Source organism: Pseudogulbenkiania sp. FW507-F1 (assembly GCF_058781125.1).
This window is the reverse complement of the sequence record NZ_JBYSWM010000001.1, coordinates 36,933-54,362: the sequence shown is the minus strand read 5'-3', so window position 1 is coordinate 54,362 and position 17,430 is coordinate 36,933. Positions and strand designations below refer to the sequence as shown.

The 17,430-nt window shown below is 68.0% G+C and carries 18 protein-coding genes; 1 reads left to right on the top strand and 17 read right to left on the bottom strand.

Annotated features, from left to right (window positions below):
• Positions 1-83 precede the first annotated feature (83 nt).
• On the bottom strand, positions 84-743 hold the full coding sequence (locus tag AC3WG5_RS00275) for a DUF1345 domain-containing protein (protein WP_492567383.1): 660 nt from the start codon (positions 741-743) through the stop codon (positions 84-86).
• A 518-nt stretch (positions 744-1,261) separates the two neighbouring features.
• Between AC3WG5_RS00275 and AC3WG5_RS00270 the strand changes: the two genes are divergently transcribed.
• On the top strand, positions 1,262-1,927 hold the full coding sequence (locus AC3WG5_RS00270) for a YiaD family glycine zipper/OmpA-like lipoprotein (protein ID WP_492567382.1): 666 nt from the start codon (positions 1,262-1,264) through the stop codon (positions 1,925-1,927).
• Between the two features lie 87 nt (positions 1,928-2,014).
• Here AC3WG5_RS00270 and AC3WG5_RS00265 read toward each other — a convergent pair whose 3' ends face one another.
• The 16 genes from AC3WG5_RS00265 to nosP all read right to left on the bottom strand — a co-directional run bounded on the left by AC3WG5_RS00265 (position 2,015) and on the right by nosP (position 17,402).
• Positions 2,015-2,371, bottom strand: a complete 357-nt coding sequence (locus AC3WG5_RS00265; RefSeq protein ID WP_014088318.1) for a diacylglycerol kinase — start codon at positions 2,369-2,371, stop codon at positions 2,015-2,017.
• A 42-nt stretch (positions 2,372-2,413) separates the two neighbouring features.
• Entirely contained in the window at positions 2,414-3,016 is a 603-nt protein-coding gene (locus AC3WG5_RS00260; protein WP_492567381.1) for a phosphatase PAP2 family protein, read from the bottom strand.
• Between the two features lie 150 nt (positions 3,017-3,166).
• Entirely contained in the window at positions 3,167-3,703 is a 537-nt protein-coding gene (locus AC3WG5_RS00255; RefSeq protein ID WP_492567380.1) for a flavin reductase family protein, read from the bottom strand.
• Between the two features lie 251 nt (positions 3,704-3,954).
• Complete coding sequence (pqqE, locus tag AC3WG5_RS00250; RefSeq protein ID WP_008952529.1) at positions 3,955-5,064, bottom strand: pyrroloquinoline quinone biosynthesis protein PqqE; 1,110 nt, start codon at positions 5,062-5,064, stop codon at positions 3,955-3,957.
• A complete protein-coding gene (gene pqqD, locus AC3WG5_RS00245; RefSeq protein ID WP_014088314.1) occupies positions 5,057-5,329 on the bottom strand; it encodes a pyrroloquinoline quinone biosynthesis peptide chaperone PqqD in 273 nt (90 codons plus the stop codon). The genes pqqE and pqqD overlap by 8 nt, the downstream gene beginning before the upstream one ends.
• Positions 5,323-6,075, bottom strand: a complete 753-nt coding sequence (gene pqqC, locus AC3WG5_RS00240) for a pyrroloquinoline-quinone synthase PqqC (protein WP_008952531.1) — start codon at positions 6,073-6,075, stop codon at positions 5,323-5,325. The genes pqqD and pqqC overlap by 7 nt, the downstream gene beginning before the upstream one ends.
• Positions 6,068-6,997, bottom strand: coding sequence for a pyrroloquinoline quinone biosynthesis protein PqqB (gene pqqB / locus AC3WG5_RS00235; RefSeq protein WP_492567379.1), 930 nt, complete (start codon positions 6,995-6,997; stop codon positions 6,068-6,070). The genes pqqC and pqqB overlap by 8 nt, the downstream gene beginning before the upstream one ends.
• A gap of 17 nt (positions 6,998-7,014) precedes the next feature.
• Complete coding sequence (gene pqqA / locus AC3WG5_RS00230) at positions 7,015-7,095, bottom strand: pyrroloquinoline quinone precursor peptide PqqA (RefSeq protein ID WP_036986317.1); 81 nt, start codon at positions 7,093-7,095, stop codon at positions 7,015-7,017.
• A gap of 245 nt (positions 7,096-7,340) precedes the next feature.
• Positions 7,341-8,300 carry a quinoprotein relay system zinc metallohydrolase 1 gene (locus AC3WG5_RS00225; RefSeq protein WP_492567378.1) on the bottom strand — a complete coding sequence of 320 codons (960 nt, stop codon included), beginning with the start codon at positions 8,298-8,300 and terminating at the stop codon, positions 7,341-7,343.
• A complete protein-coding gene (locus tag AC3WG5_RS00220) occupies positions 8,297-9,070 on the bottom strand; it encodes a quinoprotein dehydrogenase-associated SoxYZ-like carrier (RefSeq protein ID WP_482584131.1) in 774 nt (257 codons plus the stop codon). Before AC3WG5_RS00220 ends, AC3WG5_RS00225 begins: the two co-directional genes overlap by 4 nt.
• 15 nt (positions 9,071-9,085) lie before the next feature.
• A complete protein-coding gene (locus tag AC3WG5_RS00215; protein ID WP_014088309.1) occupies positions 9,086-9,913 on the bottom strand; it encodes a substrate-binding periplasmic protein in 828 nt (275 codons plus the stop codon).
• A 4-nt stretch (positions 9,914-9,917) separates the two neighbouring features.
• Positions 9,918-10,343 carry a cytochrome c-550 PedF gene (gene pedF, locus AC3WG5_RS00210; RefSeq protein ID WP_008952536.1) on the bottom strand — a complete coding sequence of 142 codons (426 nt, stop codon included), beginning with the start codon at positions 10,341-10,343 and terminating at the stop codon, positions 9,918-9,920.
• Positions 10,340-10,729 carry a DUF779 domain-containing protein gene (locus AC3WG5_RS00205; protein WP_008952537.1) on the bottom strand — a complete coding sequence of 130 codons (390 nt, stop codon included), beginning with the start codon at positions 10,727-10,729 and terminating at the stop codon, positions 10,340-10,342. Before AC3WG5_RS00205 ends, pedF begins: the two co-directional genes overlap by 4 nt.
• A 169-nt stretch (positions 10,730-10,898) precedes the next feature.
• Positions 10,899-12,419: an aldehyde dehydrogenase gene (gene adh / locus AC3WG5_RS00200; protein ID WP_008952538.1), complete on the bottom strand. Its 1,521-nt coding sequence runs from the start codon at positions 12,417-12,419 to the stop codon at positions 10,899-10,901.
• Between the two features lie 1,259 nt (positions 12,420-13,678).
• Entirely contained in the window at positions 13,679-16,252 is a 2,574-nt protein-coding gene (locus tag AC3WG5_RS00195; RefSeq protein WP_492567377.1) for a hybrid sensor histidine kinase/response regulator, read from the bottom strand.
• Positions 16,245-17,402 (bottom strand): nitric oxide-sensing protein NosP, encoded by a 1,158-nt coding sequence (nosP, locus tag AC3WG5_RS00190; RefSeq protein ID WP_294867623.1) that lies wholly within the window; start codon positions 17,400-17,402, stop codon positions 16,245-16,247. The genes AC3WG5_RS00195 and nosP overlap by 8 nt, the downstream gene beginning before the upstream one ends.
• Positions 17,403-17,430 lie beyond the last annotated feature (28 nt).

The window sequence follows — 17,430 nt, the reverse complement described above, 5'->3', positions numbered from 1 at the left end:
GGCGAAAGGTGGCTCAAGGTCGTGGTTGCCATCCTCCGGGATGGTGCACGGGGCGCGGTTGCATGGCGCGATGGGCGGGGTGCTTAGAACAATGCTGCCGCTAGGTTGATGGTCAGGGCCAGCAAGGTGGTGTTGAAGGCAAAGCTGAGGCAGGCGTGAATGAGGACGCTCTTGCGCACGCGCGAAGCCGTAATCGCAATGTCGGAGGTCTGCGAGGTGGCGCCGATGGTGAACGAGAAATAGAAGAAGTCGCCGAAGGTGGGCTGCCGCGTGCCGGGGAAGTCGATGCCGCTGCCGGGTGTGCGGTCGCCGCTGTGGGCGTAGTAGAGATGGGCGTAATGCAGCGCATAGAGCGTGTGCAGGCTGACCCAGGCGGTGGCGATGGTGATCATGGCCGCCAGGGCGTGCGGCAGACGCCCGCCCCCGGGTAGCCCCTTTACGCCGGCGAGCAGGAAGAAGATCGCCCCGACGCTGGCGGTGAGGGCGGCGATGGCCATCCCCAGCGAGATCATCCAGCTGGGGTCGAGCTCGGCCGCGTGGTGGCGCACGTCCTGCGGCCCGGCGTGACCGATCAGCCAGCCCACGGCGAGCAGCCAGATCAGCGAAGCGGCATTCCAGCCCACCAGCACCTGAGCCACCGGGTTGCCCCAGAACGGGTTGGCCAGCGCCGCCAGCACGCCGCCAAGCGCCGCGACCAGCAGGCTGCGGCGCGCGAACAGCGGCCAGTGCCTTCGATGTTCCATTCTCGTATTCATCGCGCAGTGCAACTCCTGTCGCATGACATCCTCGTTGTTCCCGCATCCGCCCGAATCCGGCCTCGGAGGCCTGCTGTCTTCGTTGCCGTCGGGTCGGGTCGTATCCTGACTGTAGCCTACTCGCCCAAGGGACGGAGGGGCAGGAGGGCACGCTTCATGGCAAGCGTACCGGCGATGCGGCGATATTGGCAATGCGTTTTGCCCCCGGGTCTGGTCGGCGTGAGGGCGGCTGGCGACGCATTGTTTTCTGTCGCAACCGAGGGCCTGGCAGAGGGAGTTGTGTGCGCTGAGGGTGGGACGCCCGGTGCCCACCGCCTGTCATGGGCGGCGTGTGGCGGCTCGGTCGCATGGGCGCGGAGTCTGCCATGACAGAGCAATGTCTTGCAGCCGTACTATGATTACAGACACAGACGGGCGAACCACCCGCTCCTGCTCGCATCAAACCGATGTTACTCGGCGGTACTTTCTCGACTGAACATTCTGCAAGACTCAATGGAGGGCCTCATATGAAGAAGATCATCGTTACCCTTACGGCTGTCGCATTCGGTGTCAGCGCTCTTTCCGGCTGCGCCAACATGAACGACACCCAACGCGATACCGGCACCGGTGCCGCCATCGGCGCGGCCGCCGGGGCGGTGATTGGCGGTTTGACGGCGGGGGGGCATACCGGCCGCAGCGCGGCGACCGGTGCCGCCGTCGGCGCGGCGCTGGGGGCGGGCGGGGGCTATCTGTGGTCGAAGCACATGCAGGAGCAGAAGGCGGCGATGGAGCAGGCGACCAAGGGGACCGGCGTGAGCGTGAGCCAGACCGCTGACAACCAGCTCAAGCTCGATATACCGAGCGACGTGTCGTTTGATTCCGGCCGTTACGACATCAAGTCCAATATGCGCCCGATCCTAGACCGTTTCGCCACCACCCTGAATCAGAACCCGGTGACCACGGTGAAGATCATCGGCCATACCGACAGCACCGGTTCGGATGCCATCAATGGTCCGCTGTCGGTGAACCGCGCCAGCGCGACGCGGAGCTACCTGGTGGCGCACGGCGTGGCGATGAACCGCATCAGCATCGACGGCCGTGGTTCGAGCGAACCGATCGCGAGCAACAGCACCGCAGCGGGCCGTGCCAAGAACCGCCGTGTCGAAATCTTCGTCGGCGAGGCGGCCCGCTAAGCGAGGCCTGCCCGACCCAGCCGACGGCATCGTTGTTGGCTGGGCCGGGGCGTGACCTGCCTTAGCGGGAGATGCGGAGGGACGCCATCAGGCGCCCAGGCAGCTCAGCAAGAAGGCGATCCCGACCAGCAGCGCCATGAGGCTGGCCAGCAGCACGGCGCCGGCGGCGATATCCTTGGCCACGCCGATTTCCGGGTGCCGCTCGGGGTGCAGGTGGTCGGTCAACGTCTCCAGCGCGGTATTGGCCAGCTCCGCCACCAGCACCAAGCCTACCGCCAAGGCCAGAATGGCCCACCACAGCGCCGCCGGGCGCACCAGCAGCAGCACGATCAGGACGACGACGGCGGCCAGCAACTGGGTGCGCAGGCTTTTTTCCCGCCCGACGGCCAGCACCAGTCCGCGCAGTGCGTAACCCAGCCGCTTATCGAATGACTGTCCTTTCACTCCCTCTCCTTGTGCGTTCTGTCTGATGTGCTGCCGCCGGTGTCAGCGCCGGATCCAGCCCGTGGCAATGGGCCAGGCGAAGAGCGTGCGGTAGAGCCGCAGGGCGAGCCGGGTGATCTGATCGCCGGCCCAGGCCCAGAACGGGGTCACCACGGCCTGGCTGATGCCGCTCACCGCGACGGCGCCGAGCATGTCGAGTGGAAAATGCACGCCAAGGTAAATGCGTGCCCAGGCCACGGCCAGGCTGGCCAGCAGGACCAGTCCACCCAGCGGTTTTTCCCGGCCCAGGAACAAGGCGATGCCGATGCTGGCGAATACCGTCATGTGATCGCTGGGAAACGACGAGTCTGCGGCGTGGGGTATGAAGGTGTGCCCCAGCCCCAGGGCGAAGGGACGGGGATGCGGCCAGATCAGCCCGATCAGCTGATTGAAGCCGAGGGCCAGCAAGGCGACCAGACAGGCTTTGAGGGCGACGTTGCGGCGCGCATCGTTACCCCAGAACCACAGGCCAAGCAGGAGCAGCGGGATCAGCAGGATCAGGTCGTCGGCGAGGGCGGTGGCGGCGGCGATACGCCACCACGGGCTATCGGGAGCCCCATTGAGGGTGAGGAACAGGGCCTGGTTCAGAGTTTCGAGGTGAGTCATGCGGGGATTGTCCGGGAAACCGTGCCGATGGGGAGGGGCGCAGCCGTCTGGCCTCGATGATAACGTCGCAAACGCGATTCGTCTGGGCTGGGCGGTGCTGGCGAGCTGCTGTAGCGAGCATAGGCCAGCGCCGGGGAGCAGCGGTGCCTGTCACCTCATTTTAGACGGCAGCTGGATGACTTCGCCGGCCACCATGAAGCTCCCGTAGCCACGGTGGTGCAGCGTCTGCGGCGTGGGGCGCGTCGGGTCGATCCAGGCAGCCAGCACCTCGAGGACGAAGAAGTCGTATTTCTCCACCAGGGTGGTATCCACGACCTGGCACTCGAGGTTGGCGTAGCACTCCGCGATCAGCGGCGGGGCGATGCGCGAGGCGGGGGCCGGCGTCAGGGGCAGGGTGGCGAACTTGTCGATCGTCCGCCCGGAGCTATTGCCGCAGGCGACCACCTGCTCCGCAAGATCGACGGTGGGAATGTTGATGGCGCATTGTCCGCTCGCCGTCAGCAGGGCGTGGCTGGCATTGCGGCGGCTGATCACGCACCCGACTAGGGGCGGCTCGAACTCCAGCATGGTGTGCCACGACATCGCCATGATGTCGGCGTGGCGGGCGTCGCCGGTGCTGACCAGGACCACCGGGCCGGGTTCGAGCAGCCCATACACCTGGGCCAGGGGGTAAGGCTGTTTGGTCACGCGTATGTCCCTTCGCTGGCGGTCTGGTATGGGCTCAGGTCGAGCCGGATAGCTTCAGCGTAGGCCGGGGGCGGAGGTGTGCCAACCGCGCATCGCGGTTTGGCGGCATGTGGCGGCGTGGCTTCGTCTGGGGCGCGAGGAATGCTCAATAGGCTGGCCGAAGCGGTCGGTGAGGGTGACGCGGAATGGCGACAGCCCCGCTTCCGAGAAAGCCGGGCTGTCGCTGTTTGCGCCGAGGAGGGCGTGCCGGTTTAGGCCTCGGTCATGGCGTACGAGAAGCGCCGCAGTTGCAGCGGCACGTCACCCAACTGGGCTTCGCGGCGCGCCAGCGTGACCACCTGCTCGTGCTTGGGCGAGCGTTCGCACACCGGGTCGAGGGTGTTGGCGTCGCCGGCCAGCGCCAGCGCCTGGCAGCGGCAGCCGCCCCAGTCCTTTTCCTTGTTGTCGCAGCCGCTGCACGGCTCCGGCATCCAGGCGGTGCCGCGGTAGGCGGCGAAGGCGGGCGAGTCGAACCAGGCTTCGGCCAACGTGCTGGCCGGGAAGCGCGGGAAGTCGAGGTGGGTGAGGGTCTGCGCGGCGTGGCAGGGCAGCAGCGTGCCGTCCGGCATGACGTTGAGGAAGCGTTGCGCCCAGCCGCCCATGCAGGCCTTGGGGCGGCGCGCGTAGTAGTCGGGGATGACGTAGTCGATCACCATGCGGCCCTTGACCCGCTCGCGCCATTCGGTCACCAGCGCCGTCATGGTGTCGAGCTGGGCTTCGCTCGGGATCAGCGCGGCGCGGTTCTGCAGCCCCCAGCCGTAGTACTGGGTGTTGGCGACCTCGACGCGGGCGATGCCGCGCGCTTCGGCGTAGCTGAGCATGGCGTCGAGTTCGTGGGCGTTCTGCCGGGTGATGACGAAGTTCAGCGTCAGCGCCAGGCCGGCGGCCTGCACCAGGTCCAGTGCGGCCTGCTTCTTGGCGACGCCGCCCTTGAAGCCGGAGAGCGGCTCGGCCACGGCTTCGTCCAGCCCCTGGAAGCTGAGCTGGACGTGGTTCAAGCCGGCCTCGGCCAGCACCGCGAGCTTGGCTTCGTTCAGCAGCACGCCGGAGGTGATCAGGTTGCTGTAGAGGCCGAGCCGGCTGGCGTGCGCCACTAGCTCGGGCAGGTCGGCGCGCGCCATCGGCTCGCCGCCGGAGAAATGCACCTGCAGCATGCCCATCTCGGCGGCTTCGTCGAGGATGGCGCACCACTCGGCGGTGCTGAGCTCGGCGCTGGCCGGGGTCAGCGCCAGCGGGTTGGAGCAGTAGGCACAGCGCAGCGGGCAGCGGTGGGTGAGTTCCAGCAGGACGGCCAGCGGCGGGGTCAGGGCGGTATCAGTCATGGCGCAGGAACCCTTTCTCGCTCATGGTGGTGAACAGGGCCAGCACGTCTTGCTGCACGGTGTCGAGCGGCGCGGCGTATTCAGCGGCCAGGCTCGCGCACAGCGCGCCGATGCTCTGGCCGCGGTTGCGTTCCAGGATCAGCCGCGCCATGTCGTCGACGATCAGCATGCGTTCCGGCCCGAGCAGCACCCAGCGTTCGCGCACCTTGTCGTGCTGCAGCCGGGTGCCGGGGGCGAGCCGCACGGTGCTCTCAAGGGTCAGCATGGCGGCCGGCTCGGGTCGAAGGCGCCCGGCGGGATCATGCCCGGCGCGACGTAGGCGGCGTAGAGCGCGTCGAGCTGCGCCCACAGCACGTTGCACTTGAAGGTCAGCGCGTCGAGCACGCCCTGTTGTTCGGCCAACGTGGTGGCGTGGCGCTTGACGTAGTCGAGCGCGAAGTCGGCGTCGCGCGGCGCCTGGGAGAGGCGGCGGCGGAAGTAGGCCAGCACCTTGTCGTCGATGAAGTCGTAGTTTTCCAGGAGGCCGACGATGCGCTCCTTGTGGATGGCCGGGGCGAACAGTTCGGTGAGGCAGGAGGCGACGGCGACCACCGGCGGGTGGCGCGCCACGAAGTCGACGTAGGCTTCCACCGCGAACACCGTGGCGGGCAGCGCGCCCTGGCGCGAGATGACGTAGTCGCGCGACAGGCCGAGGCCGTCGGTGAGCACCAGCCAGCGTTCGATGCCGCCTTCCTCGTCGCCGTAGCCGTCGTGGTCGAGGATGCGCTGCACCCACTCGCGGCGCAGTTCGCGGTCGTGGATGCGGCTGATCAGCGCGGCGTCCTTGCGCGGAATCGCCGCCTGGTAGCAGTAGCGGTTGAGCGCCCAGGCCTGCACCTGGCCGAAATTCAGCTTGCCGCCGTGCAGCAGGTGGTGGAAGGGATGGCGGTTGTGATAGCGCTCGTGACCGATGGTGCGCAGCGCATCTTCCAGTTCGGCCGGCGACAGCACGGCAGTAAGGGGCTTATTCAACGCAGAACTCCATGCCGTCACGGGCCAGTTGCCAGCCGGCGGCGACGATGGCGGCGCGCTCCGGGCTGTCGGCAAGCAGGACGGGGTTGGTATTGTTGATGTGGATGAACAGCTTGCGTGCCAGCGGCACGTCCTGCCACAGCGCGATCGCGCCGCCCTCGCCGCTCATCGGCAGGTGACCCATGCGCGAGGCGGTCTTGTAGCCGACACCGCAGGTGATCATCTCGTCCTCGGTGAAGGTGGTGCCGTCGAACAGCAGGCTGTCCTCGGGGCGCAGGCGCGCCTTGATGTCGTCGGGCAGCGCGGCGCAGCCGGGCAGGTAGAACAGCCGGCTGCGCGAGCCCACCGCGCTCAGGGCGAGGCCGATGGTGTCTTCCGGCACGCTGCCGAAGTTGGCAGCGTGCGGGTCTTCCAGCCACAGCGCGACCTTGCCGGGGATGGTGAAGGGTTCGACGCGCACCCCGGTGTCGGCGCCGTTGGCGTCGAGCACCGGCTGCGGCTGATCCAGCGTCAGGGTGCGGTGCGCCACCTGCTGGCGGTCGAGCACGTTGAACACGGCGTTGGCTTCCAGCACGCGCTGCACGCGGCCGCTGGCGTACACCGGGAAGGCCTGGCTCTCGCGCAGCGACAGCAGGCCGGCGATGTGGTCGACGTCGGCGTTGGTGAGCAGCACCGCGCTCAAGGGGCTCGAGCGCGGGAAGCTCTGCGGCTGCAGCGCCGGGGCCGCGGCGAACTGCTGGCGGATGTCGGGCGAGGCGTTGATCAGGACCCAGTGCGCGCCATCGGCGGATACCGCGATCGATGATTGCGTCTGCGGCGTGGCGCGGTGGCCGAGACGGGCCGCCTGGCAGACGTCGCAGGCGCAGTTCCATTGCGGCAGGCCACCGCCGGCCGCGGCACCGAGAATGATGACGCGCAACATGGGGTCGGGTCCTTGTCTCAGCGCTCGGCGCACATGTAGCAGTTGATCTCGCAGCCGAGGGAGACTTCGATCACTTTCGGGGTGGTCCAGGTACGCATGGTGAATCCTCCAAATTGAGAACTGAATTGCCGGATGGCCACTTCACTATAAGGAGGACGGGAGCCGCATGAGAATGCGACTTTAGTCGGACGGGGGTTCCGTAGCATTCCTTGTCGCATCGGGGGCGTGGCTCGATGGGGTGCGGTGCGAGCGCCTCCACCCATCCTACGGCGCGGGCCGGCAAAAAAAGACCCGCCAGGTGGCGGGTCGAATGCCCTGAATGACAATGCACGGGCAGGAGGAGTCAATCGGTAGGCTGGTCGGGGACGGCCAGCGCGGGGAGTTCGGCCAGTTCGTAGCGGGCGTAGAGGAAGCCGACGCTGCGGCGCCATTCGGCGCGCGCCTCGGCCCAGCCGGCGAACTCGGCCGGGATCGGTAGCGCCATTGCCTCGGTCGGCGTCAGGCCATGCCGCGCGGCGTCCTTGAGGGTAGCGTCGAGCCACTGCAGGTAGCGGCGCGTGGCGCGGATCGGCGCGGCGTCGTGTGTCACCGCGCCGTGGCCGGGCACCAGGGTCTTGAACGGCAGCGCTTCCAGGCGGTCGAGCGTGGCCAGCCAGTCGGGCAGGCTGGCGTTGGGCAGGGTCGGGGTGCGGCCGTTGAACACCTGGTCGATGGCGTACAGCACGCCGCTGGTGTGGTCGAACACCGCGATGTCGGACTGGGTGTGGCCCGGCACCGCGATGAATTCGAGCGTGTGCCCGCCGATTTCGCGCACGCCGGGCGTGAGCGGGGCGTTGGGCAGCAACGGTTCGGTGCCCTGCATGCGGTCGCCGACCAGGCGGTAGAGGTTTTCGGCCAACCCTTCGGCTTCGTTCCTGAGCATGGCCGTGGTTTTTTCGTCGGCGCGGATCGGCACGTCGCTGAAGGCCTGGTTGCCGAGGAAGTGGTCGGGGTGCTTGTGGGTGATGACCAGTTCGCGCACCGACTTGCCGGCGGTGCGCTCGATGACGCGGCGGTACTGTTGGCCGAAGGCGCGAGACGGCCCGCTGCCGATCACCACCACGCCCTCGGCGGTGGCGATGAAGGCGGTGTTGACCAGGAAGCCGCCGTTCTGCGGCGTGAAGTAGCCGGTGTCGGCGATCACCGCCCAGCTGTCGGGGGCGACCGCCTGCGGCGTGATCGGATACTCGGCGGCGCGGGCGCCGGTCACGGCGCCGAGTCCGGCCAGCAGCGCGGCGAGCAGGCGCAGGCGGCGCGTCATCATGGCAGCACCGGCAGGCGGCCGCCGAAGGCGTTGCCGTCGCTGTCCTGGGCGTCGATCCGCAGACTGTCGCCGTCGAGCCGGGCGAGCTGGAAGGTGAACAGCGGGTTCTCGGCGAGCGGCGCGTCGAGGCTGAGATGCGCCAGAGGCTGGCCCGCGCTGTCGCTGAGCCGCAGCTGCGTCAGGTGGAACGTCGGCGTATTGCCGACCAGCCCGGTGTCCATCGGGTGCATCACGCGCAGGCGGATGCGGTGGGTGGCGCCCTCGCGCCAGACCCGGCCGTACATCTTGCCCAGCAGGTTGGCCCAGTCGGTGCTGGCGCGGGTCGGGGTGGGCAGGGCGCAGCCGCCGCCCGGGGCGTCGACCAGCTGCCCGCCGACGTGCCAGACCCCCTGGGCATCGCGCGCCGCGGCGCGGATCGGCGTGGCCTGGTTGACGCGCATGGCGACGGCGAAGACCGGCTGCAGCCGCAGCGGCTGGAAGCGCAGCGCCAGCGGCAAGGGGTTGTAGTCGGCGAACAGCACGATCTCCTCGACCCGGCCGAGCGCGCTGGCGTCGACGCTGACCGGCACGCGCTGGCCGTCTTCGACCTGCTGCGGCAGCGTCACCTTGACGCGCTCGTCGAACACCGCCGGCTGGTCGCCCAGCACGGTCTTGTGCATCACGTCCCACATCACCGAATGCAGCGGGTCGGCCTGCGGTGCGGCGTGCAGCGGCAGGCTGGTGCCCAGCAGGACGAGCAGGGCGGGGAGGTGGCGGGCAAGGGGCGGCATGGCGGGGTCCGGGGCTCAGTGCTCGTCGGGCGCGCGGTAGCTGACCTGGTAGCGGGCGAACAGCCGGGCCAGCTCGCCCGACTGGCGCAGCTCGGTGACGATGTCGCTCGTCGCCCAGGCTAGGTCGCGCAGGCTTTCCTTGGTGGCCATGCCGACCTCCCAGCGCGCCTTGATCAGGCCGGGCGCCTGCGGCTGGCCGAGGCGCCACTCGCCGCGCGGCAATCCCCATTCCAGTTCGCTCTGGGTGCCGTACACCGCGCCGGCCTTGTCCTCGCGCAGCGCCGCCACCGCGCCCTGGGCGCTCGGGTAGTGCTGCAGCTGGCTGCGTAGCCGGCCGCCCTGCAACGAAGACAGGTAGAGGTCGGCCAGGCTGTCGTTTTCCACCGCGATGCTGTCCTGGCCGATCTGCAGGGTGGAACCGGGGACGTTGCCGCCGGCCCAGGCGAGGTTTTCGCTGTAGTAGGCGCTGAACAGGTAGGCGTTGTCGTTGCGGCGCGCCAGTTCGCGGTCGAACGGCACGTGCAGCATCAGGTCGGCGGTGCCGCCGCCGAGGTAGTGGCCCTTCCAGACAGCGTTGCGCAGGTCGCCGTCGACGTCGTCGGCCGGGGTGATCGGCATGAAGTTGACCGCCAGGCCGAGCTTCTTGCCGATGGCGCGCGCGAGGTCGACGTCGATGCCGGTGAGTTCGCCGTCCTTGACGAAGGAGAACGGCGGGAAGTCGCGGTACACCGCCACCCTGAGCACTCCGCCCGCGCGGATATCGTCCAGATTGGCGGCGCGGGCCTGCTGCGTCAGCAGCAGCGGGGCCACGAGCAGAGCGGTCAGAAAATGGCGGCGGTTCATGATGTCATTCCTGATGCACGGTATCGAGCCAGGAGCGGATGGCCCAAGCGGCTTCCTGCGACAGGATGCCCTCGAACGGCGGCATGTAGGTCACGCCGTTGCGGATCGAGCCGTGGCGGATGCGGCCCTGGAACACCGCGTCGCCTTCTTCGCCGGCGGGCAGCTGGCGCAGGTCCGGCGCGATGCCGCCGGAGATGGCGTCGATGCCGTGGCAGCGTGCGCAGTTCTGGGCGAAGGCGGAATGCCCGATGCGGATGGCGTCGGCATCACCGCGGTAGGGGTTGCTGTCCAGCCATTCGCTGCCGAGCTTCTTCAGATTGCCGGTATCCACCGGTTGCGGGGTGACGTTGCCGTGACCGTAAGCGGTACCGAGGAGGGTGAGACTACCGGCGAGGGCCAGCGTCAGCATGCGGAGGGTGGCGGGTTTCATGTCGTGCTTCCTTGCTCTGGTGGTGAAGAACTATTCGCCAGCTCGGCCAATTCGGCCTCGCTGAACAGGCGCGAGCGGGTGATGAAACGTACCCCTTCGGGTGCCTCCACCGAAAAACTCGAGCCGCGACCGGGAACCAGGTCGATGGTCAGGTGAGTGTGCTGCCAGTACTCGTACTGAAAAGCGCTCATGTAGAACGGCACGCCGGCGATCTCGCCGAGGTGGACGTCCTGGGCGCCGAGATGAAAATCGCCCTGCGGGTAGCACATCGGGGCGCTGCCGTCGCAGCAGCCACCGGACTGGTGGAACAGCAGGGGGCCGTGCCGCTCGGTCAGTTTGCTGACCATGGCGGCCGCGGCGGGGGTGATGTCAACGCGATTGACCATGGTATTCCTCGCGCTGGGCGGCATGGCTGCCGCCCCGCAGGTTTGATGCCCAAGAAGAGGAATCCCCGTCATGGGCAGGCCGAGGTCGAAGCGGGAAGCTGCGCGGAGAGGGTGGCCGCGAGCACCGCCACGTCGAGATCGGACTGCCATGCAGGAAGATGCCCTATTCTCAGAAGAAGCCCAGTGCGTTCGGGCTGTAGCTCACCAACAGGTTCTTGGTTTGCTGGTAGTGGTCGAGCATCATCTTGTGGGTTTCACGACCGATGCCGGACTTCTTGTAGCCGCCGAACGCGGCGTGCGCCGGGTACAGGTGGTAGCAGTTGGTCCAGACGCGGCCGGCCTTGATCTCGCGACCCATGCGGTAGGCCAGCGAGCCGTCGCGCGTCCACACCCCGGCGCCCAGGCCGAAGGAGGTGTCGTTGGCGATCTGCAGCGCTTCTTCCTTGTTCTTGAAGGTGGTGACCGCGACCACCGGGCCGAAGATTTCTTCCTGGAACACTCGCATCTTGTTGTGGCCGGCGAGGATGGTCGGCTCGACGTAGTAGCCGCCGGCCAGATCGCCGCCCAGCTGGGCACGCTGGCCGCCGGCCAGCACCTGGGCGCCTTCCTGGCGGCCGATGTCGATGTAGGACAGGATCTTGTCGAGCTGCTCGGACGAAGCCTGGGCACCGATCATGGTGCTCATGTCGTACGGGTTGCCCTGCTTGATGGCCTTGACGCGGGCCACGGCGCGCTCGATGAAGGCGTCGTAGATCGATTCCTGGATCAGGGCGCGGCTCGGGCAGGTGCACACTTCACCCTGGTTCAGGGCGAACATGGCGAAGCCTTCCAGCGCCTTGTCGAAGAAGGCGTCGTCGGCGCTCATCACGTCTTCGAAGAAGATGTTGGGGGACTTGCCGCCCAGTTCCAGCGTCACCGGAATGATGTTCTCGGAGGCGTACTGCATGATCAGGCGGCCGGTGCTGGTTTCACCGGTGAAGGCCACCTTGTTGATGCGGGTGTTGGTGGCGAGCGGCTTGCCGGCTTCCAGGCCGAAACCGTTGACGACGTTGAGCACGCCCGGCGGCAAGAGGTCGCCGATCAGGTCCATCAGCACCATGATCGCCATCGGGGTCTGCTCGGCCGGCTTCAGTACCACGCAGTTGCCGGCGGCCAGCGCCGGGGCGAGTTTCCAGGCCGCCATCAAGAGCGGGAAGTTCCACGGGATGATCTGGCCCACGACGCCGAGCGGCTCGTGGAAGTGGTAGGCGACGGTGTTGTCGTCGATCTCGCCGATCGAGCCTTCCTGGGCACGGACGCAGCCGGCGAAGTAGCGGAAGTGGTCGACGGCGAGCGGGATGTCGGCGGCGTTGGTTTCACGCAGCGGCTTGCCGTTGTCGGCGGTTTCCACGGCGGCGATGAAGGACTGGTACTGCTCCATGCGGTCGGCGATGCGCAGCAGGGTGTTGGAGCGTTCGGTCGGGGAGGTGCGGGCCCAGCGGTCGAAGGCGGCGTGGGCGGCGTCGAGTGCGAGTTCGACGTCTTCGGCGGTGGAGCGGGCGACTTCGCACAGCGGCTGGCCGGTGATCGGGCTCAGGTTGGTGAAGTACTGGCCACGCACCGGGGCGACCCACTTGCCGTTGATGAAGTTGTCGTATTGGCTGCGCAGCGGGATGGTGTTCTGGATCGAGTTCAGGGTCTGTTGCAACATGACGTTCCTCCGGTTTGGTGAGACGCTGGTCTGTTGGGTGTACAGCCTAGCAGTGGTTTCATTGTGCGAATCGGAGGGGCATTCAGCCATTCGACTTTGGTCGCAGAGGGGGAGGGGGCGAGATGGGCCGTGGTGTATGGCACTGGAGCCAAGCCTGGAAAAGCGGCTTCGGCCAACCTGTTGTGTTTGCCGATCTCTTCGCGTGGACGTCGCACTGCCCGTGCGGGTAGTTGGAGGCGTGGGGTTGGCCGGTCCCGCCTGCCGGGCGGGTCGAGGGGCTTGCGTCGCCAAGCCCTTGACGCTCCCAAGGCGAGCTCACCGCCGCTGGTGTCTGTCTGACTGGAGGCTGGCGAGGCGCCGTGCAAACTCGCCGTTCGCTAACGACGAACGGCTCAGACAGCGTACGGCTTAAAACCTCGCCATCCGCCATCCAGCCGACGCGGCGGAAGGGCGGATGGGGCGCGTCGGTCATGTTTGGGGGCTGGGTGAAACTGGCGGTGGCGGGGGTCGTTTCCACCCGGCCTCTTTGCCTGGGTTGTGGCTTGCCTGTTTGGGTTGGTGGAGGTGTGGGGTTTGCCGGTCCCGCCCGGCAGGCGGGTCGAGGGGCTTGTCTCGCCAAGCCCCTCGACGCTCCCAAGGCGAGCCCCCCGCCGCTGGTTTCCGTCGGGCTGGAGGATGGCGAGGCGCCGTGCAAACTCGCCGTTCGCTAACGGCGAACGGCTCAGACAGCGCAGGGCTTAAAACCTCGCCATCCCCCATCCCGCCGGCGCGGCAGGAGGGGCGGATGGGGACATCGGTCATGTCTTGGATTTGAAGAAAACAGGCAAAGGGGAGACGGGATGTCCCCTGCGGCGTGGTCGAAATCATTGTTTGTAGCTCTTCGGCCAACCTTGATGGGTAGCTGCCCTGTTTGTCTTTTCAGCAAGCCGAATCAACCCGGCCAATACATCAGTAGCGGGCCCCCCCCTTCTGCCGTGCCGATGGGTGGGCATGGCAAGGTCTTAAGCGGCTGGCTGTTCGACGCCGGGCGACGTTAGCGCCCGGCTAGTTCCAGCTGCGCCTTGCCATGACCGGGCCCCGGCGGGATCACACGGCGGTGGGGGTCGCCTTTGGGGGTGAAGGGGGAGTTTGCGTCGCCAAACTCCCCCTTCCCGTCCGCCGGGCGGAACCGGCAAACCCCACTCCCGCTCCAGTGACATCGAAGGAATCCGCCGGATCGCCAAAGCCGCATGCTGCCCTATCAGACAGCACCGCCCCCCTCACTCCCCCGCTGGCTGCGTCAGATGCGCCAGCAAGGTCCTCAAGCGCGCCGGACGCACCGGCTTGCCCAGCCAGGCCCAGCCGCCGGCTTCCGCCTCCTGCCGCACCTCGTCGCTGCGGTCGGCCGTGATCAGCGCCGCCGGCACCGCGCGGCCCAAGTGCTGGCATACGGCGCGGATCGCCTCGATGCCGGTGGCGCCGTGGTCGAGATGGTAGTCGGCGAGGATCGCGTCCGGTTGCACCGCTTCGCGTTTGAGCAGCTCGATCGCCTCGCTCGCCGAGGCCGCCGCCAGCGGACGGTAGCGCCAGTCGGCGAGCAGCGTGCTCATGCCCTCGAGGATGCTGGTTTCGTTGTCGATCAGCAGGATGGTGGCGCCCTGGCGCTGCGCCGGGGCCGCCAGGGCCAGCGGCGGGTCCTCCGGCTGCGGCGCCGGGCCGACCGCGTCGGCCTCGCCGTAGGGCACCACCACGCCGAACAAGGAACCGCGTCCGAAGCGCGAGCGCACCACCAGGCGGTGGTCGAGCCGGCGCGCCAGGCGGCTGACGATGGCGAGCCCGAGGCCCATGCCTTTCGGACACAGGCTGTGGTGTTCGGGCAGGCGCTGGAATTCGTGGAACACCAGGGCGAGCTTGTCGGACGGGATGCCGAGCCCCTGGTCCCACACCCCGATCAGGAGGCCGTCCGGCTGGCGCCGGCAGCCCAGCAAGATGCCGCCCTCGCGGGTGTAGCGGATGGCGTTGGAGAGGAAGTTGCGGATCACCCTGCCGAGCAGCACCCAGTCGCTGTGGATGATGGCCGGGCTGGAGTGCAGCTGCAGCCGCAGCGACTTGGCCTCGGCCAGCGGCGCGAACTCCTCGGCCACCTGTTCCAGCAGTTGCGCCACCGGGAAGTGGCGTGGTTCGGCCTCGACCGCGCCGGCGTCCAGCCGCGAGATTTCCAGCAGGGTGTTGATCAGGTCGTCCACCGATTCCAGCGCCGTGCCGGTCTTGTCCACCAGCGGACGCACCGGCGGCGCCAGCTCCTGCCCGGCCAGCGCGGCGAGGAACAGCCGCGCCGCGTTCAGGGGCTGCAGCAGGTCGTGACTGGCGGCGGCAAAGAAGCGCGTCTTGCTCTGCTGCGCGTCCTCAATGGCGCGGATCGCCTCGCGCAGCCGGCCGTTGGCCACGGACAGTTCCTCGGTGCGCTCCGCCACGCGCACTTCCAGCTGTTCCTTGGCTTGCTGCAGCGCCTCGGCGGCGCGCCGGCTCTCGGTGATGTCCTGGATCAGCGCGAAGAACCCCAGTACGCTGCCGTCGCTGGCGAAGTGCGGGATGAAGGTGGCGCGCGCGAACTCGATGTGCTGGCGCGGCGCCGGCAGCTCCAGTTCGAACACCGAGGCCTGCCCCGACAGCGCCAGCTCGACGTAATGCTTGCGGTCGTCGAACAGCTGGGCGCCCAGCACTTCACGCATCGAGCGGCCGTTGATCTCGGATTGCGGCACGCCGAACCAGCTCTCGTAGCCCTTGTTGGTGAAGCGGTAAATCTGCTGGTTGTCGACGTAGGCGATCAGCGCCGGCATGGCGTCGGTGATCAGGCGCATCTTGGCTTCGCTGTCGCGCAGCGCCTGCTCGGCCGCCTTGCGCTCGCTGATGTCGGTGTAGCTCATCACGAAGCCGCCGCCCTGCATCGGGTTGTACTGCACTTCCAGCGTCAGGCCCTGTGGTGTGCGGTATTCCAGCGTGCCGCCCAGCGGGCAGCAGCGCGACCACTCCGCCAGGTGCACGCCGCCGCCCTCGTCGAGCTGCGCCAGCGCCGGCTGGGTCAGCTCGACGAAGCGCGGGTTCCACTCCATCAGGCGGCCGTCGCGGTCGAACACCGCCAAGCCCTGGCGGATGCTGTTCATGGTGGCGTGCAGCAGCTGCGAATGCGCCGCGAGGTCGCGCTCGCGCAGCAGCATTTCCTGGCGCTTGATCTCGGTGATGTCGGTGTAGATCGCCACCCGGCCGCCGCCGGCGATGGCGCGCTCGCTGACGCGCTGCCAGCTGCCGTCGCTCATCGCCAGGATCAGGCTGTCCTGCGGCGCCTGCTGCACCGCCAGGCGTTGGGCGATCCAGTCCTCCGGGTCGGCCTCGGCGTCGCGGATCAGGTGCGCCGCCACCGCGGCGCGGATCAGGGTCTCGAACGGCAGGCCGGGGGCGATGATCGGGCGCAGCGCCGGGAACATCTCGCCGAACTTGCGGTTGCAGTGGATCAGCCGGTTGTCGCTGTCCCACAGCGCGAAGCCGTCGGCGATGGTCTCCACCGCCACGTTGAGCTGGTTCTTGGCCAGCTCGGCGGCGAGCTTGGCCTCCTGCAGCGCGAAGTTGGAGGCCTCGAGGTCGGCCATGGCCTTCTCCAGGGCGCGGGTGCGCTCCTGGATGCGGGTCTCCAGCTCGGCGGCGACCTGGAAGAAGGTGAAGGAGTTGCCGTTGTCGGCCAGTCCCTGCTCGACGCGGCGCATCAGCGCCTCGTTGATCTTGCGCAACTTGGCGTTTTCCAGTTCCAGCGCGTAGAGCCGCTCGGCGCCGTTGGACCTCGGTGCCATCTCACTCATGTTGCGTGCCATAGCCGATGGCGATGCCGGTGAAGGTCTGGTTCACGTGCATCGCCTGGTATTGTTCGCCGTAGGTGGAGAAGCCCACCACCGAGTTCGCCGCGAGCAGGCTGGAGAGACGGGCGATGGCGTCGGAGTGCAGCAGCGGCAGGGTGCGCAGGATGCAGTCGAAGCCCAGCACGATCTGGAACTCGCCGAGCCGGCTGCGCAGGTCGCGGAAGGTGCGCGCCAGGTTGTCGACGATGTCGGTGGCGCGCGTGCCGGACAGCACGATGCCCTCGTCGATGGCGCAGAAGAAGCTCAGGCTCAGATCGGGGTTGATACGCTGGATCGAGCGCACGTAGGGCACGCCGCCGACGTTGAGCACCAGGGGGTGCGCGGCGAACGACAGCGGGGTGAGGCGCTCGGGCGACACGCCCAACAGCCGCGCGTATTCGGCGGCGGCCGGCTCGGCATTGATCTCGGTCACCAGGCGCGTTTCGGCGTCGGCCTCGGTCACCACCACGCGCTCGCCGCTGCGGATGGCGTGCTCCGACTTGAACACCTCGAACGGGTGCGGCGTGGCGATCAGCACCAGCGCCGCGCTGTCGCTGACGAACTGGCCGTCCACCAGGATGTGGGTGCGCTCGAAGCGCATGTTGTCGCCGGCCGAGCCGCCGCAGATCGGAATGTCGCCCAGCGCGCGCGCCAGCCGTCCGGCGAGCTGTTCCTCGCGCGCCGACAGGCCGTCCACCAGCAGCAGGGCGAAGGCATGGCGCTCCAGCGGAAAGCCGGCTTTCTGGCCGAGCGAATAGCGCGCGCTCATCACCGTGCCCAGCGCGTCGGACAGGTCGAAGCGGGGCAGGTCGCCGATGGCCTGCACCTCGACGAAGAAATCCGGTTCGGCAAAGCTCACGCCGACGATGGAGTGGCAGCGATAGCCGTCCGGGCTGATCTCGCCGGCGGTGGTACAGCCCACCACCGGGATGTCGCCGAAGCGGCGCGTCAGCGCGGCGGCCAGTTTGTCGAGCTGGTAGTCGGGGGCGACGAACAGCAGCACCAGCGAGCAGTCGGGCTGCCACAGCTGCTGGTAGAGTTCGTCGGCGACCTGATCGGGGTCGGCGCTGTAACCATGGCCGCGTCGCACCCGGGAAGGCGGATTGAAACCCATTTGTCTCCACTCTGCTTTGTAGTCGTGA

What these genes read in the sequence shown, in the direction of transcription:
- AC3WG5_RS00275 (WP_492567383.1), bottom strand. Translation starts at nt 743, where the DNA reads ATGGAACATCGAAGGCACTGGCCGCTGTTCGCGCGCCGCAGCCTGCTG.
- AC3WG5_RS00270 (WP_492567382.1), top strand. Translation starts at nt 1,262, where the DNA reads ATGAAGAAGATCATCGTTACCCTTACGGCTGTCGCATTCGGTGTCAGC.
- AC3WG5_RS00260 (WP_492567381.1), bottom strand. Translation starts at nt 3,016, where the DNA reads ATGACTCACCTCGAAACTCTGAACCAGGCCCTGTTCCTCACCCTCAAT.
- pqqE (WP_008952529.1), bottom strand. Translation starts at nt 5,064, where the DNA reads ATGACTGATACCGCCCTGACCCCGCCGCTGGCCGTCCTGCTGGAACTC.
- pqqD (WP_014088314.1), bottom strand. Translation starts at nt 5,329, where the DNA reads ATGCTGACCCTTGAGAGCACCGTGCGGCTCGCCCCCGGCACCCGGCTG.
- pqqB (WP_492567379.1), bottom strand. Translation starts at nt 6,997, where the DNA reads ATGTTGCGCGTCATCATTCTCGGTGCCGCGGCCGGCGGTGGCCTGCCG.
- pqqA (WP_036986317.1), bottom strand. Translation starts at nt 7,095, where the DNA reads ATGCGTACCTGGACCACCCCGAAAGTGATCGAAGTCTCCCTCGGCTGC.
- AC3WG5_RS00225 (WP_492567378.1), bottom strand. Translation starts at nt 8,300, where the DNA reads ATGATGACGCGCCGCCTGCGCCTGCTCGCCGCGCTGCTGGCCGGACTC.
- AC3WG5_RS00220 (WP_482584131.1), bottom strand. Translation starts at nt 9,070, where the DNA reads ATGCCGCCCCTTGCCCGCCACCTCCCCGCCCTGCTCGTCCTGCTGGGC.
- AC3WG5_RS00215 (WP_014088309.1), bottom strand. Translation starts at nt 9,913, where the DNA reads ATGAACCGCCGCCATTTTCTGACCGCTCTGCTCGTGGCCCCGCTGCTG.
- pedF (WP_008952536.1), bottom strand. Translation starts at nt 10,343, where the DNA reads ATGAAACCCGCCACCCTCCGCATGCTGACGCTGGCCCTCGCCGGTAGT.
- AC3WG5_RS00205 (WP_008952537.1), bottom strand. Translation starts at nt 10,729, where the DNA reads ATGGTCAATCGCGTTGACATCACCCCCGCCGCGGCCGCCATGGTCAGC.
- adh (WP_008952538.1), bottom strand. Translation starts at nt 12,419, where the DNA reads ATGTTGCAACAGACCCTGAACTCGATCCAGAACACCATCCCGCTGCGC.
- AC3WG5_RS00195 (WP_492567377.1), bottom strand. Translation starts at nt 16,252, where the DNA reads ATGAGTGAGATGGCACCGAGGTCCAACGGCGCCGAGCGGCTCTACGCG.
- nosP (WP_294867623.1), bottom strand. Translation starts at nt 17,402, where the DNA reads ATGGGTTTCAATCCGCCTTCCCGGGTGCGACGCGGCCATGGTTACAGC.